Here is a 13935-nt window from a genome sequence, read left to right as displayed (position 1 = left end):
CCTCTGCCCTGCCGGGCAGAGGGGGGTGGAAGCTTAATCCAGGGCGGCTGGCGTCAAGTCCCCACCCGCTCGGGGCTGTAGCCCGCTTCGCGGATCGCTTCCTCGGCCACGGCGGCATCACCTTCCACGGTGACGATCTTCGACGTGAGATCGACGGTGACCGGGGCGCCTGGCAGCACTTCGCCGAGCGCACCGCGCACGGTCTTCTCGCAATGGCCGCAGGTCATGTCAGGGATGTTGAAAATCGCAGTCATCGGTAACTCCTTTTCTATCAAAATCCTTCTGCACCTTCCTATAATGGGAAGGTCAAGGGTGCTTGGAAATTCCCCCTCTGGCCTGCCGGCCATCTCCCCCACAAGGGGGGAGAGGACTCGCGGCAATCACTTGCCTTGAATGAGCGGCGACGGGAGCGGCGAGTTAAGCCCTCCCCCTTGTGGGGGTCCGCAGGTCGGGTCGAGACAAGCGGCTCGACCCCGGCCGGTTTGGGAGGGATGTTTCGAACAGATCCCGGCGGCCTCAAGCATGCTGTTTCATCTTCTTCATCGGAGGCGCCTCGCCGGCCAGATCGTCGAGGATCGGGCAGTTCGGCCGGCTGTCGCCGCCGCAGCAATGGGCGAGATGCTTCAGCGTCTTCACCATGCCCTGCATCTCCGCGATGCGGCGCTCCAGGTCCTTGATATGGGTGCTCGCCACCTCCTTCACCGCGGCACTCTCCCGGCTCTGGTCCTGCCAGAGCTTCAGAAGCGTCTCGGTCTCTTCCAGCGAGAAGCCGAGCGAGCGCGCCCGCTTGATGAAACGCAGGATATGCACCTCGTCCTCGCCATAAACCCGGTAATTGTTGCCGGTGCGGCCCATGGGGCGGATCAAGCCGATCTCCTCGTAATAGCGGATCATCTTGGCCGAAACGCCGGACGCTTCGGAGGCCTGGCCGATATTCATGTATGATCTCCATCTATCTGCTTTGACGCAATTCCGGACGCAAAACCGGTTCCCGCTTTTGCTGGAATTGCTATGGTTTTACAGCCTTCAACCTCAACGCATTGCCGAGCACGAAGACGCTGGAAAGCGCCATGGCGGCAGCCCCGATCATCGGCGAAAGCAACCAGCCGAAGGCCGGGTAGAGCAAGCCTGCCGCGACCGGGATCAGCGCCACGTTATAGCCGAAGGCCCAGAAGAGGTTCTGCTTGATGTTCCTCATCGTCGCCCGGCTCATGGAAATCGCCGCGACCACGCCGGATAGCTCGCCGCCGACCAGCACCACGTCGGCGCTTTCGATCGCCACGTCCGTGCCGGTGCCGATGGCGATGCCGATATCGGCTTCCGCCAGCGCCGGGGCGTCGTTGATGCCGTCGCCCACGAAGGCCACCTTGCGCCCGCCGGCGCGCAGCTCATGCAGCGCCTTCACCTTGCCGTCCGGCAGCACCTCGGCCACGACCTTGTCGATGCCGACCTGGCGGGCGATGGCCCCCGCCGTGCGGCGGTTGTCGCCCGTTACCATGGCGACCTCTATGCCCATCTGCCGCAAGGCCCGGATCGCGTCGCGGCTTGCCGGCTTCAGGGGATCGGCCACCGCGATCGCCGCCGCCACCTTGCCGTCGATCGCGGCATAGATCGGCGTCTTGCCCTCGTCGGCAAGGCGCGCTGCGGCTTCCGCAAAACCTTCCACCGAAAGGCCCAGCTTCTGCATGAAGCGATCCGCGCCGACGGCAACCCTACGGCCGTCGATCTCGGCCTGAATGCCGTAGCCGGTGACGGATTCGAAATTCCGCACCTTCGGCAGAATGATGCCGCCTGTCTCCGCCGCCTTGACGATGGCGTCTGCGATCGGATGCTCGGATTGCGCCTCAACGGCTGCGACAAGACCCAGCACCTCCTTCTCGTCAAAGCCTTCGGCGGCCACGAGATCGGTCAGTTCCGGCCGGCCCTTGGTCACGGTGCCGGTCTTGTCGAGCACGACGATTTCGACATTGCGCAGTTCCTGCAGCGCCTCGCCCTTGCGGAAGAGGACGCCGAACTCGGCGGCCCTGCCACCACCCACGACGATCGAGGTCGGCACCGCAAGCCCCATGGCACAGGGGCAGGCGATGATGAGCACGGCCACCGCGTTGACCACCGCATGGGTGAGCGCCGGGCTCGGCCCATAGAAGAACCAGACGGCGAAGGTCAGCGCCGCCAACACGATGACGGCCGGCACGAACCATGCCGTGATCCGGTCCACCAGCGTCTGGATCGGCAGCTTAGCCCCTTGCGCCTGCTCCACCATGCGGATGATACTCGCCAGCATGGTGTCGCGACCGACCTTGTCGGCGCGGAAACGGAAGGCGCCGGTCTTATTGATCGTGCCGCCCACCACCGAGGCGCCGGCTGCCTTTTCCACCGGCAGCGGCTCGCCGGAGATCATCGATTCATCGACATTGGACTGGCCGTCGATCACCGTGCCGTCCACCGGAATGCGTTCGCCGGGCCGGATGACCACGATATCGCCCGCGACTACCTCGCCGGCGGGAAGATCGACCACCTTGCCGTCGCGCTCCACCCGTGCGGTCTTGGCCTGCAGGCCGGCCAGCTTCTGGATCGCCTCGCCGGTGCGGCCTGTCGCGCGGGCTTCGAGCAGCCGGCCGAACAGGATGAGCGTGACGATGACGGCCGCCGCCTCGTAATAGACGTAGCGGGCGCTTTCAGGCAGCAGATGCGGCGCGAACGTCGTCACCAGCGAATAGCCATAGGCTGCCAGAACGCCGACGGCGACCAGCGAATTCATTTCCGGCGCGCCGCGGAAGAGCGCCGGCAGGCCGATCCTCAGGAAGCGGAAGCCGGGCCAGAAGATCACGGCGGTCGCAAGCGCGAAGTAGAGGTAATAGAGGTTCTGCGTCTCAACGATCCCCATCAGCCAGTGATGGAAGGGATCGTAGAAATGGCTTCCCATTTCCAGCACGAAGAGCGGCAGCGTGAGCACAAGCGCGATCAGGAGATCGCGCTTCAGCACCCCCTCCTCGCCGGCATGCATGTGCATGTGGTCATGAGGGTCGCTGGCGCTGGCGGCTTGCTGGTGGGCAGAGTGATCGTGGGCGTAATGGGCGTGGCTTGCCGAATGCCCCCTCACACCGTTGGTGAGAAGGTGGTCCGAAGGACCGGATGAGGGGGCATCCGCCAGCATTCCCGCCTCGTGCAGCGCATGCCGCATGGCGGCGGCGGGGATTTCGTAGCCGACCTTCCTGATCGCCTTTTCGAGATCCTCCGGCGAAAACCCCTCGGCCGACTCGACCGTCAGCTTCTTCGTCGCGAAATTGACGGCGCTTCTATCGATGCCCGGCACCTTGGCGGCGGCGTTTTCCACGCGGCGCACGCAGGAAGCGCAGGTCATGCCCTCGACGGGAACGGTGAAGGGTTCGATGGGACGGTTCGTTTTTACAATCTCGTTCATAGGCAGGAATCTCCAGTTCCCGCCCTATGTGGACCTTCCCATCATTGGAAGGTCAAGAGGCCATTTCAACATTTCTCAGGCGTGGGCCTCATTCGCCGCTCCGACCAGGAATTCCATTCGGTTGCGGGCGCCGATTTCAAGCACACGCGGGATATCCGGCGGCCCATCCTGGACCGGGAAATCCGTCGTGCCGTCCGGCACAAGGTCGCCCGCCTCGCTGAAGAAGGCCTCGTGTATCCGGCCGGGAGAATTGATGACCAGCATGCGCGCCGGCGCCGGCCCCACATTCCGGAAGGCATGCACCGCCCCGTTCGGCACCTTCACGCAATCGCCCGACCGCGCCGGGATATTCTCCTCCCCCACCCTGAACTCGAACTCGCCCTCCAGCACGTAGAAGACCTCGTCGTCTTCCGGGTGCCGGTTCGGGGGAGCGCCGGCACCGGGCGCGGTGCGAAGCTCCACAAGGCAATAACCGCCTCCGCTCTCCGGCGGCCGGACATGGAAGCGGATGAGATTTCCAAGCAAATGATAGGTATCGCCGCGATCTGCGCTCATTGCCGTTCCTCCTCGACGGAAATTCGGATCATCGATCATTCAATCGAACACGACGATGATGGCGCAGTGCGCTGCTTTGGCAATCACCCGTTTGGAGGAGGCGCGGAAGGTACGCGACACGGACTGGTCAGGTCGCCTGCCCTATCGCGAGGTAACCGTCACTAACAACGCGCTAGATTTCAAAGATCAGTGGTTGGCGGTTTTCTTTGGCCTACCACCTTTTGCACCATTGGAACGGGCTGCAGCGGCCTTCGCCGGCGACGTAACGCGGCCGGCCATACGGGCCAGTTCCTTGGTCATCCATTCACGAGTGCCAAATATGCCGCTCACCAAGGCGGGCACATATAGATCCACGTCCAAAGCCGGCCAATGCAAATTGAACCCCAATCCGTCCACTTCGATCTCCGCCAGATCGGGTTCACTGGCCCCTTGGAGATCCTGAACAAGTTGAACCGGAAAGACGTACGTGCAGCCATTGACCAAATCGACAACGACCCGGCCGCTGGTGGCATCATAGTACGCAGCTTTAGCCCGCGGCTCGATTTCGAGCAGTTTCCGGCCCCTTTCCTCAGCGTCACGGAGCGCCGCATCCGTCAGGTTAGCCATGAATTCGCTCCCATTCCTTCAATAGACGATCTTGGTGCTCTTCGACTTCCGCAAGCAACCGGCGCAAATCGGAACGCTTGATGCCGATGCTGTATTCGATCTCAGGACTGCCATCTGCACCAAGGAGATTGACCTTGGCCTGCCCCGCACCCGTGATATGAATATGGGCCGGCTCGTGATCGGCGGTATAGATTACAAAACGAAAGCCGAAAGCACGGTGGACAACAACCATACCTCAAAATAACCCAACAGATGGGTTTTTCAAGGGATGGTCAAAATTTATCCCTTCACCCCATCACGCGCGAGCAGCTCCGGCAGCGAAACCGCGTCGGCATCGCCGCGGCCGAGTGCGGCCTTCCGTTCTTCGGCAAGGCGGGGGTCGTCGGCATCCTCCCCCACCGTCAGCGGCCAATCGACCAGGTAGTCCTCGTAATCCTCGATATCGACTTCCGCCTCGCTGATCGTTCGGCCACGGGCGGAAATGCCGGCAAGGTGCACGGTTTCCGGATCGCCGGAAACCAGCGGATGCCACCAATAGAGGTCCCTGTCCTCCTGCACGAGGCGATAGCCGCAGGTCGGCGGCAGCCAGCTGATCTCGCCGACCGTCTCAGGGGTGAGCTGGATGCATTCGGGAACCGTCGCCTGGCGGTTCTCGTAATCGGAACAGCGACAGCTATGGCCGTCGAGCAGACGGCAGGCAACCGAAGTGAAGGCCACCTCGCCGGTGTCCCAGTCCTCCAGCTTGTTGAGACAACAGAGGCCGCAGCCGTCGCAGAGGCTTTCCCATTCCTCCTGCGTCATCTCGTTCAGCCGCTTGGTTTTCCAGAAAGGTTCGTCAGTCATCGGTCCTGCATCGGACGGGCATCACATTTGTGGCATTCCGGAACAAACCTGCCCCATTGTCCTTTACCCTGTTGCGATTTGGCTATCGCGCGTCAACCATTTGTCAGCTATTGCTGAATAACGGTGGGAGGCTCATGCTCTTGATCCCTTGAGGGGACGGCGTCAAGCACATCCCATCGAAAAGAGCGAGGAATTCAAGCGGGAACAACCAAGGTGCAGGACGAGCCACAGTCATCCGAAGAGCTCCCTCCCGGGCGTCCGCGCAGAAAGCGCCACCTCCTGCTCCGGATCGATTCCTGGATCGATTCCACCGTCTGGAACCTGGGCTTCCGGCTCGGCGAACTCTGGGAGGAGATCACCATCTTCTCCCGCAAGTTCCGCGTCCGGGGCTGGAAGCGGGCCGTCTTCGAAGTCGCCGGCGAGGCCATGACGCTCGGCACGGCGGGCGCCGTAGCACTTCTCGCGCTCGCCCTTCCCGCATTCGAGGAAACCAAACAAGATTGGCGAAACCGGGGCGATTTCGCCGTCACCTTCCTCGACCGCTATGGCAACGTCATCGGCCACCGCGGCATCATCCATGAAGATTCGGTGCCGATCGACGAGCTGCCGGACCATCTCATCAAGGCGGTGCTCGCCACCGAGGACCGCCGCTTCTTCACCCATTTCGGCATAGATTTCATGGGGCTTGCCCGCGCACTGAATGAAAACGCCAAGGCAGGCGGCGTCGTGCAGGGCGGTTCGACGCTTACCCAGCAGCTCGCCAAGAACCTGTTCCTCACCAACGAGCGGTCGCTCGAGCGCAAGATCAAGGAAGCCTTCCTGTCGCTCTGGCTGGAGGCGAACCTTTCCAAGAAGGAAATCCTCTCGCTCTATCTGGACCGCGCCTATATGGGCGGCGGCACATTCGGGGCGGCGGCGGCGGCGCAGTTCTATTTCGGCAAGAACATCGCGGAGGTGAACCTTGCCGAATCCGCCATGCTCGCCGGCCTCTTCAAGGCGCCCGCCAAATATGCCCCGCACGTGAACCTTCCAGCCGCTCGCGCCCGCGCCAACGAGGTGCTGTCGAACCTCGTGCAGAGCGGCATGATGTCCGAAGGGCAGGTGATCGGCGCGCGGCGCAACCCGGCGACCGTCATGGACCGCGCCGAAGCAAAGGCCCCGGATTTCTTTCTCGACTGGGCTTTCGACGAGGTGCAGCATCTCGCCGATGCCGGCAGGTTTCGCGAGCATTCCGTCATCGTGCGCACCACGATCGACACGGGCCTGCAGCAGGCGGCGGAAGCGGCGATGGAATCGAGCCTTCGCGAATATGGCGAGGGATACAAGGTCAAGCAGGGCTCGCTGGTTATGATCGAGAACGGCGGGGCCGTGCGCGCCATGGTCGGCGGCCGCGATTACGGCGAGAGCCAGTTCAACCGCGCCGCCCGCGCGCTGCGCCAGCCGGGCTCCTCCTTCAAGCTCTACACCTATGCGGCCGCCATGGAGAGCGGCATGACGCCGGAAACGGTGATCTCCGACGCGCCGATCACCTGGAACGGCTGGTCGCCGCAGAACTACGGCCGCTCCTACAAGGGCAAGGTCACGCTGATGACCGCCATGTCGCAATCGCTGAACACCGTTCCGGTGCGGCTTGCCAAGGAAAAGCTCGGCACCAAGGCGATCGTGGAAATGGCAAAGGCCATGGGCATCGAAACGCCGCTTAGAAGCGACAAGACCGTCCCGCTCGGCACATCGGAAGTAACCGTGCTCGACCAGGCGACGGCTTATGCCGTGATGCCGGCGGGCGGCATGCAATCCCGCCGCCACGGCATTTCGCAGGTGCTCGGCTACGGTGGCGAGGTGCTCTACGATTTCCAGCGGGACGAGCCCCCGGCAAAGCGCGTGCTCTCGGAAGACGCCACGAAATCCATGAACCGCATCCTGACGACCATTCCCTATAACGGCACGGCGCGGCGCGCCGCCGTCGAGGGCGTGCTGACGGGCGGCAAGACCGGCACCTCGCAAAGCTATCGCGACGCCTGGTTCGTCGGCTTCACCGGCAATTACACCGCAGCCGTCTGGTTCGGGAACGACGATTTCACGCCGATGAAGGAGATGACGGGCGGCACGCTGCCGGCCATGACCTTCAAGAAGCTGATGGATTATGCGCATCAGGGCATCGAGCTTCGGCCTATTCCCTTCATCGACAATCCGCTGCCCGCCGGCGACCACAAGGGCGGCCAGGCGGTGGCGAAGAAGGAGGAAGGCAGTGAAACCGACCTGCCCGCACTCATCCGGCCGCGCTCGCTCTCGGCAGAATCGACCCGCGTGCTGCGCCAGATCGCCAAGGATCTGAAGGCGGCCGGCCCGCTCCTGCCGGGAACGCCGAAGGTCGCAGAAGCGGATATGACCGAGGCGGTCATCAAGCCGGCGGCGGGCGGAACGGAAACGCGATAGGCTTTCAGGCGGCGGCCGGCCTCTGCAAGGCTGGCAGGCAAGCGAGATAGAGTACGGCACCTGCTATCCAGACCCAGCCGTTCCACGTTCCCGCCGTCTGCGCATAGAGAGCGGTGAAGCCCAGCGGTCCGATGATGGAAGTCAGATTCGTCAGGCTGGCGAGCGTTCCCTGCAGCCTGCCTTGCGCATCATCGCCGACAGATCTCGACAGCATGGCCTGCAGGGTCGGCATGCCCACTCCGCCGGCCGCCAGCAGGAAAAGGATCGGCAGGACCATCCACCCCTGCGTGGCGAAGGCCAGAGCCAGAAAGCCGGCCCCGTCGGCCATCATGCCGAGAAGCAGGGTGCGCCTTTCACCGAGCCGAGCGGAAAGCGGCCCGGTGACGAAGGCCTGGAACAACGCATGCACGGCGCCGAAGGCCGCAAGCGACAGGCCGACCGTCGCCGTTTCCCAATGGAAGCGATCCTCGCCGTAGATCACCCAGAGTGCTGCCGGCACCTGGCCGATCAGCTGCATGGTGAAGAAGACGCCAATCAGCGCCAGAAGACCGCGCAGAGGACCATCCAGCCGGAAGGCGGCGAGCGGGTTGATGCTTGCCGGCTTCTCCGCCTCGCTCCGGCCCCGTCTGGATTCGGTGAGGAAAATGCAGGCAAGCAGAAATCCGAAGCCGTTGAGAAAGGCCGCCGCCATGAAGGGCGCATGGGCGGATATGCCGCCCATCAAGCCGCCGATCGCAGGGCCGGCGATCATGCCGCCGCCGAAGCAGGCGCCCATGAAGCCGAACCAGCGCGCGCGTTCGTCTTCCCGCGTCGCATCCGCGATGGTGGAGGCGGCCACCGCTCCGGTCGCGCCGGTGATCCCCGCGACGATCCGGCCGATATAGAGCACCCAGAGCACCGGCGCTGCCGCCATGACGGCATAATCGACCGTTGCCCCGGCGAGCGAGGCGAGCAGCACCGGCCGGCGGCCGTGCCGGTCCGACAGCCTCCCGATGAGCGGCGCGAAGAAGACCTGCATCAGCGCATAGAGCGACAGCAGGACGCCGTAATGCCCGGCCACCTCATGCGACGGCACGAGTTCGCGCAACAGCGCCGGCAGGACCGGCATGACGATCCCGAGCCCCATGGCATCGAGGGCGACCACGGCCAAGGCAACGGCAAGCGACCTGTTCATGTAAAACCTCAAATCCGGCACCGCCGGAAATTTATCATCGATAAGGAAATGGACAAAAACTTTATCGATGATAAATTGTCAAGAGCAGGAATGGAGCCAAGATGACGAAACTGGACCGGGAGACGGTGATCCGCGCGGCACTCGACCTTCTCAACGAGGTCGGCGTCGATGGCCTGACGACGCGCAGGCTTGCCGAGCGGCTGAAGGTTCAGCAACCCGCCCTCTACTGGCATTTCCGCAACAAGCGGGCGCTGCTCGATGCGCTGGCCGAGACGATGCTGGCGGAAAAGCACATGCGCTCCATGTCGAGGAAGGGCGAAGACTGGCGCATGTTCCTCAGGGAGAACGCCCGAAGTTTTCGGAAAGCCTTGCTCGCCTATCGCGACGGCGCCCTCATCCATGCCGGCACGCGGCCGACTTCACCGCAGTTCGATATCGCCGAGGCGCAGATCCGCCTGCTCTGCGAAGCGGGCTTCAACGCGAGGCAAGCCGCCCAGGCGCTCGCCGCGATCAGCCATTACACGGTCGGCGCTGTCATCGAGCAGCAGACGGCGGAGGCGGATATGGCCGAGCGGCAGGGGATGGAAGCGCCCGCAGCACCTTCGCCGCCGGCCTTTCTGCTGCATGTTTTCGACGAACTGGAGAGTGCCGGGGCGGATGCCACTTTCGACTACGGCCTAGACGCCCTCATTGCCGGGTTGGAGCAGAAACTTCCGGGTGAGTGATACGCTCTTCAGGCGGCAGACGGGACGGAGACGCGATAGCGCGAGGCTGGCCGGAGTTACAAACAAGAAACCCCGCCAAGCTTGTTATCGCCGTGACGGGGTCTGCCTCCGCGGAGGTCTTGAGGCTGAACGACTCTCGTCGCCAGCGATCGAACTCAATATGGGGAATGCCCCTTAAATTTCAAGTTAAATTCCCAGTCCTGCCCTGACAGCCAGGCGAATTCTCTCCAGGGTATCCGCATCCACTCGTCTGGTTAGATACTTGCGTTTCCCCTGCTGATCCCTGCTTGTGCGAAAGAGGTCAAGGCGATCAAAACTGACCGTTGCGATCATATCGCATTTGGCCCACATCATCGGCGAATCAAAGGGCGAAGGAAGGATCGGATCAAGGATAAGCTCAACAACATAGTCGAGCGATCGGGATGGCGGAGTTGTCGAAAGCGGCACGACTGCGCAAAGTCCATCCCGATGAGGAAGCCGTGGAGACACCACGATCGCTGGCCGACGTTTGACCATCTCAGGCGGTACGAAACCACCCAAAGCATAGTCGCAAAGCAAAAGTGTTCCTGGAGGAACGGCATATCGAATCGGCATCGCGGAACAGTAGCCGATTCGGCGCGATTCACATCTGTCTGGAACCTTCCACAGCCCCTCCTCCATTCCTTCTCAAGAGAATCAATGCTAAGGCCTGACCCAAGCAATCGTCCGAGGGCCCGGTTTCAGGTGTTTCGTGTCCCCTTTCTCATCGCCGTCGCGCTTGCCATCGCCTTCGGCGGCGGTATCTGGTCCACGCTCGTGGCGCTCGATGCGACGGTGGGGTTCGGCGCCATAAAGCTTGGTCCCTGGGAGGCATTCCCGGACGCGCAGACCTCCAAGGCCGATCCTTACGCGAAATCGCACCGCGCGAATGCCGGCAAGCTCCTCTATGCCAGCGCCGAGGGGCTCGTCTTCACCGCTGCTGTCGATAGCACCGGGGCACGGCTTTCCGGCGACTGCACCTACCGGCTTTCCGGCCACACGCCGCCGGCGCGTTTCTGGACGCTGTTTCCCACGCGCCCCGGTGGCGCGCCGCCCTCGATTACCAGCGACCTGCCCACCGCGCTGAACTCGCGCACGGTGCTGCGCCAGCCGGACGGCAATTTCACGGTAGACATCTCCGCCTCCGCCAGGCCCGGAAACTGGCTCGCCGTTTCCGCCGGCCAGCCCTTCCGCCTGACGCTGACGCTGTTCGATACGCCGACGGCCGGCAGTTCCGGCCTGGTGGATCTCTCCATGCCCTCGATCGTAAAGACCGGATGCGGAAATGCTTAGATCTTTCGCGTTCAAGCTCGCGCTGGCGATCGCCACGGGCCTCATCGGCGCGGCGCTGCTGCATCTCGTGATCGTGCTGTCGCTGCCCTATTTCAGCGAGCGCGACGCCTATACGCGCGTGCTCGCCAAAGGCGAGCGCCACCGCTTCTATCCGCTTGCCGAAAAGCCCGATCAGGCAGGGCTTGCCAAGGACGATCCCTTCCTCGAGGTGGCGGTGTGTTCCTTCGATATCGGCAGCGGCCCCATTCGCGTGATGGCGCCGGGCAACGTGCCCTTCTGGTCGCTCGCCGTTTATGACGGCGCATCGAACGAGGTCTTCTCGATCAACGACCGCACGTCCGTCGGCGGGATGCTGGATGTGGTGATCGCAACGCCCGTGCAGCTTACGCTTCTGCGCAAGTCGCTGCCGGAGCCGATCGCGGAATCGATCCTGGTGGAGACGCAGGCTGCGGAGGGTTATATCGTGCTGCGCAGCATGGTGCCGCAGCCGAGCTTTGCGGCGCCAGCGAGGCAATTCCTCGCTCAGGCGACCTGCGCGCCTTTCGAATGGCGGGCCAGAAACCAGTTCTGATTTCACCCCGCGGGAGCTGTCACTTCTGTTCTGTGCGAACCAGTGCGTTTTCAGCCTGCCGGCGGGGCGCATCCCCGGCGCGCTCGTAGCGCACGCCGGTGAAGAGCAGCAATTTGCCCTCCTTTTCCTGCGGCCTGCCGATATGCACCGGCGGCCGCCTGCTCGGCCTGAGACGCCATCTGTTCAATACCACGATCTCTGCCATGCTCGTCTCCATTCCAGGGTTCGAGACGGATGAAGGGCTGATCGATTTCACCCTGCCCTTCCGGAGGGCCTCACGCAATTCCCGGCAGCCTCACCTGCGGGGACTTGCGCTTCTTGAGCGCTCCTTACATCCAAAGCGCGGCGACACCTATTCCAAGACCGGTTTCGCCTGGACCGGGCTTGATGCGCTGGCGTCTTTCCGGTGAACCGATCAGGAAAACCATGGGGACGCCGAACATGCGGCCAATTCAGCCATAAGTCGGTTAACGGACCATTTACACTACCAAGGCATGTGGCTTCGTGCCGCCCCTGCCCACAGCAAAAACGCAAAAGACCGGCATTTGGTTCAAGCCTCCGGCAGGAGAAATTACCGGCTCGCGACATGGCTGCGTATCCATGCCGGGATGGGACGATACTGTTTCGAAACGGTCCGCCTTCACCTCCCATTAACCCTTACAGAGTTAGCATCCGGTAAACAGGATCGGGAGAGGTCGGCGCCATTTCCCCATGACCCACTTTCCTGCCGGGATCTCCCCGGAGCGCGCAACGCCTCCGGGTTTGTTTTGCGTAGTGAGTATGGCTGTGATCGACCAGTTTCGAGATCTTGAGAGGCCCGCGGCCATGCGCAGGAAGGATGTGGTTTTGATGGCCACGGTAACCAGTTTCGAAAGCCTTGCCCGCCCCTCCCGTTCGGAACTGCGGCAGTTCGCCGAACTCTTCGCACCGCTCTTTTCCGCCTCCACCGAGGAAGCCCGCCGCCAGGCGGTCGCAGCCCTCTCCCAATGCCCGAACGTGCCGCCGGCCGTCGCCTTCTTCATCGCAAGCCAGCCGATCGCGATCGCGGCGCCGTTTCTCGCCGCTTCCGCCTGCCTGGACGATGAGACGCTGGTGGCCATCGCCCGCACGCAAGGCGAGGCCCATGTCCGGGCGATCGTGCGGCGCGAGGCGCTGTCGCCGACAGTGATCGATGCTCTGGTGGGCCTGCGATATCCGAAGGAAGAAACAGAAGCGGAGACCGATGCCGAGGCGGGCGAGCCGGAGGCTCCCCCATCCGTCCAATCCGAGGCAGAAGTCCCCGAAACTGCAGAAGGCAAAGACCGCCTGGAGCGCGAAGAAGAGCTTCGCGAACAGATCAAGGCGCTGGCTGCCCATATCGACCGGCCGGCGAGCGACCGCCTCGGCCTGCGCAGTCTGACGCCGGCGCAGGAGGCGCTGCTCGTGCGGTTCGCCCGCAATCGCGAGGCAGGCTTCTTCGCGAGCGTGCTTGCCGATGCGCTTTCGGCCAGCCGCTGGCTTTCGGAGCGCATCATGCTCGACATTTCCGGCCAGCAGCTTGCCGCCACGCTGAAGGGGCTCGCCATGCAGCCGGCAGACGCGCTCTTCATCCTCGAGCGGCTCTACGGCCACCTCGCGCAGCGCACGGAAGGCGAAAGCCGGGCCGAGGCCCTATGGGGAAAGCTCGATGCGGACGAGTGCTACGGCCGCGTGGAAGCCTGGCGGCGCGCCGACAGCTATACCTATGCGGCCGGTCCGCGGACGATCTCCGAGGAAAGCGAGCTGGAAGCCCACCATGCCGCGCGGCCGCAACCGGCGGCCGTCAGCTCGCGCAGGGTGCCGCAGGCGGTTCGCCGGCGCTGATTATCCACCGCGCTCCACGACTTCGAATAGATCGCCGATTTCATCCGTTTCCAGCTCCACGAGCCAAAGATCGGGATCGAAGCGCAACTCGCGCGCCAGCATCTCCTCGATCTCGTGGGACTGCGCCTTTTCCAGACGCAGCTCGAACTTGCGGGCGCCATCGTCCGCCTCGTCGAAGAAGTTCTGGGGAGCCGGCGCGAACAGCGTTTCCAGCCCATCGCGCCCGCGCTGGCGGATGAAGATCGCGCCCGCCTCTTCCGCGCCCTTCTTCTCGACGGCGGCGAACCCGCCCGCCGAAAAGACGCGACGGATGAGGGCGGAGGCGAAGATATCGGAACGGATGCGCATGGATTTGTCTTATGGCGGTTCAATGGGAAGGGCAAATGCTGGCATGTCCAAGGGTCGAACTGCCCTGGTCTTACAGGGAAACTGCCCCTCACCCTAACCC

16 protein-coding genes and 1 pseudogene are annotated in these 13935 nt (G+C 63.3%); 6 read left to right on the top strand and 11 right to left on the bottom strand.

Annotated features, from left to right (window positions below; genetic code table 11):
• Positions 1 to 53 precede the first annotated feature (53 nt).
• The 7 genes and pseudogenes from ACE04I_RS15930 to ACE04I_RS15900 form a co-directional block, all read right to left on the bottom strand.
• Positions 54 to 254, bottom strand: a complete 201-nt coding sequence (locus tag ACE04I_RS15930) for a heavy-metal-associated domain-containing protein (RefSeq protein WP_046795717.1) — start codon at positions 252 to 254, stop codon at positions 54 to 56.
• A 262-nt stretch (positions 255 to 516) separates the two neighbouring features.
• Positions 517 to 939, bottom strand: a complete 423-nt coding sequence (cueR, locus tag ACE04I_RS15925) for a Cu(I)-responsive transcriptional regulator (protein WP_046795718.1) — start codon at positions 937 to 939, stop codon at positions 517 to 519.
• Positions 940 to 1009: 70 nt separating this feature from the next.
• Positions 1010 to 3424, bottom strand: coding sequence for a heavy metal translocating P-type ATPase (locus tag ACE04I_RS15920; RefSeq protein WP_046795719.1), 2415 nt, complete (start codon positions 3422 to 3424; stop codon positions 1010 to 1012).
• Between the two features lie 75 nt (positions 3425 to 3499).
• Complete coding sequence (locus ACE04I_RS15915; RefSeq protein WP_082118411.1) at positions 3500 to 3979, bottom strand: cupin domain-containing protein; 480 nt, start codon at positions 3977 to 3979, stop codon at positions 3500 to 3502.
• A gap of 186 nt (positions 3980 to 4165) precedes the next feature.
• Positions 4166 to 4585 carry a DUF2442 domain-containing protein gene (locus tag ACE04I_RS15910; protein WP_046795721.1) on the bottom strand — a complete coding sequence of 140 codons (420 nt, stop codon included), beginning with the start codon at positions 4583 to 4585 and terminating at the stop codon, positions 4166 to 4168.
• A complete protein-coding gene (locus tag ACE04I_RS15905) occupies positions 4578 to 4817 on the bottom strand; it encodes a DUF4160 domain-containing protein (protein ID WP_046795722.1) in 240 nt (79 codons plus the stop codon). Before ACE04I_RS15905 ends, ACE04I_RS15910 begins: the two co-directional genes overlap by 8 nt.
• A 146-nt stretch (positions 4818 to 4963) precedes the next feature.
• Positions 4964 to 5428 (bottom strand): annotated as a pseudogene (locus tag ACE04I_RS15900) (YcgN family cysteine cluster protein); the annotation flags it as partial.
• Positions 5429 to 5641: 213 nt separating this feature from the next.
• Here ACE04I_RS15900 and ACE04I_RS15895 point away from each other — a divergent pair.
• Complete coding sequence (locus ACE04I_RS15895) at positions 5642 to 7864, top strand: transglycosylase domain-containing protein (RefSeq protein WP_046795723.1); 2223 nt, start codon at positions 5642 to 5644, stop codon at positions 7862 to 7864.
• A gap of 4 nt (positions 7865 to 7868) precedes the next feature.
• On the opposite strand, the gene tet is transcribed toward ACE04I_RS15895, so the two are convergent.
• Entirely contained in the window at positions 7869 to 9038 is a 1170-nt protein-coding gene (tet, locus tag ACE04I_RS15890; RefSeq protein WP_046795724.1) for a Tet(A)/Tet(B)/Tet(C) family tetracycline efflux MFS transporter, read from the bottom strand.
• Between the two features lie 101 nt (positions 9039 to 9139).
• Between tet and tetR the strand changes: the two genes are divergently transcribed.
• Positions 9140 to 9763, top strand: a complete 624-nt coding sequence (gene tetR, locus ACE04I_RS15885; protein ID WP_046795725.1) for a tetracycline resistance transcriptional repressor TetR — start codon at positions 9140 to 9142, stop codon at positions 9761 to 9763.
• Between the two features lie 186 nt (positions 9764 to 9949).
• Here tetR and ACE04I_RS15880 read toward each other — a convergent pair whose 3' ends face one another.
• Positions 9950 to 10279, bottom strand: coding sequence for a type II toxin-antitoxin system PemK/MazF family toxin (locus ACE04I_RS15880; RefSeq protein WP_487207280.1), 330 nt, complete (start codon positions 10277 to 10279; stop codon positions 9950 to 9952).
• Positions 10280 to 10486: 207 nt separating this feature from the next.
• Here ACE04I_RS15880 and ACE04I_RS15875 point away from each other — a divergent pair, with 207 nt between their 5' ends.
• Both ACE04I_RS15875 and ACE04I_RS15870 read left to right on the top strand, forming a co-directional pair.
• Entirely contained in the window at positions 10487 to 11074 is a 588-nt protein-coding gene (locus tag ACE04I_RS15875; protein WP_046795726.1) for a DUF1214 domain-containing protein, read from the top strand.
• Positions 11067 to 11645: a DUF1254 domain-containing protein gene (locus ACE04I_RS15870; protein WP_046795727.1), complete on the top strand. Its 579-nt coding sequence runs from the start codon at positions 11067 to 11069 to the stop codon at positions 11643 to 11645. The genes ACE04I_RS15875 and ACE04I_RS15870 overlap by 8 nt, the downstream gene beginning before the upstream one ends.
• 19 nt (positions 11646 to 11664) lie before the next feature.
• Here ACE04I_RS15870 and ACE04I_RS15865 read toward each other — a convergent pair whose 3' ends face one another.
• Entirely contained in the window at positions 11665 to 11850 is a 186-nt protein-coding gene (locus ACE04I_RS15865) for a hypothetical protein (protein WP_197082535.1), read from the bottom strand.
• Here ACE04I_RS15865 and ACE04I_RS15860 point away from each other — a divergent pair.
• Both ACE04I_RS15860 and ACE04I_RS15855 read left to right on the top strand, forming a co-directional pair.
• Entirely contained in the window at positions 11849 to 12055 is a 207-nt protein-coding gene (locus ACE04I_RS15860; protein ID WP_487207276.1) for a hypothetical protein, read from the top strand. The genes ACE04I_RS15865 and ACE04I_RS15860 overlap by 2 nt on opposite strands.
• 376 nt (positions 12056 to 12431) lie before the next feature.
• On the top strand, positions 12432 to 13487 hold the full coding sequence (locus ACE04I_RS15855) for a DUF2336 domain-containing protein (RefSeq protein ID WP_170986375.1): 1056 nt from the start codon (positions 12432 to 12434) through the stop codon (positions 13485 to 13487).
• On the opposite strand, the gene ACE04I_RS15850 is transcribed toward ACE04I_RS15855, so the two are convergent.
• Positions 13488 to 13835, bottom strand: a complete 348-nt coding sequence (locus tag ACE04I_RS15850; RefSeq protein WP_046795729.1) for a DUF1491 family protein — start codon at positions 13833 to 13835, stop codon at positions 13488 to 13490.
• Positions 13836 to 13935 lie beyond the last annotated feature (100 nt).

It is taken from the genome of Rhizobium moroccans, from assembly GCF_057559155.1.
This window is presented reverse-complemented; position numbering and strand designations above follow the sequence as displayed.

Excerpts from the sequence above, each read along its gene's own strand:
- ACE04I_RS15860 (WP_487207276.1), top strand. The coding sequence starts at position 11,849 with ATGCTCGTCTCCATTCCAGGGTTCGAGACGGATGAAGGGCTGATCGAT.
- ACE04I_RS15865 (WP_197082535.1), bottom strand. The coding sequence starts at position 11,850 with ATGGCAGAGATCGTGGTATTGAACAGATGGCGTCTCAGGCCGAGCAGG.
- ACE04I_RS15930 (WP_046795717.1), bottom strand. The coding sequence starts at position 254 with ATGACTGCGATTTTCAACATCCCTGACATGACCTGCGGCCATTGCGAG.
- cueR (WP_046795718.1), bottom strand. The coding sequence starts at position 939 with ATGAATATCGGCCAGGCCTCCGAAGCGTCCGGCGTTTCGGCCAAGATG.
- ACE04I_RS15905 (WP_046795722.1), bottom strand. The coding sequence starts at position 4,817 with ATGGTTGTTGTCCACCGTGCTTTCGGCTTTCGTTTTGTAATCTATACC.
- ACE04I_RS15850 (WP_046795729.1), bottom strand. The coding sequence starts at position 13,835 with ATGCGCATCCGTTCCGATATCTTCGCCTCCGCCCTCATCCGTCGCGTC.
- ACE04I_RS15920 (WP_046795719.1), bottom strand. The coding sequence starts at position 3,424 with ATGAACGAGATTGTAAAAACGAACCGTCCCATCGAACCCTTCACCGTT.
- tet (WP_046795724.1), bottom strand. The coding sequence starts at position 9,038 with ATGAACAGGTCGCTTGCCGTTGCCTTGGCCGTGGTCGCCCTCGATGCC.
- ACE04I_RS15870 (WP_046795727.1), top strand. The coding sequence starts at position 11,067 with ATGCTTAGATCTTTCGCGTTCAAGCTCGCGCTGGCGATCGCCACGGGC.
- tetR (WP_046795725.1), top strand. The coding sequence starts at position 9,140 with ATGACGAAACTGGACCGGGAGACGGTGATCCGCGCGGCACTCGACCTT.
- ACE04I_RS15910 (WP_046795721.1), bottom strand. The coding sequence starts at position 4,585 with ATGGCTAACCTGACGGATGCGGCGCTCCGTGACGCTGAGGAAAGGGGC.
- ACE04I_RS15915 (WP_082118411.1), bottom strand. The coding sequence starts at position 3,979 with ATGAGCGCAGATCGCGGCGATACCTATCATTTGCTTGGAAATCTCATC.
- ACE04I_RS15880 (WP_487207280.1), bottom strand. The coding sequence starts at position 10,279 with ATGGTCAAACGTCGGCCAGCGATCGTGGTGTCTCCACGGCTTCCTCAT.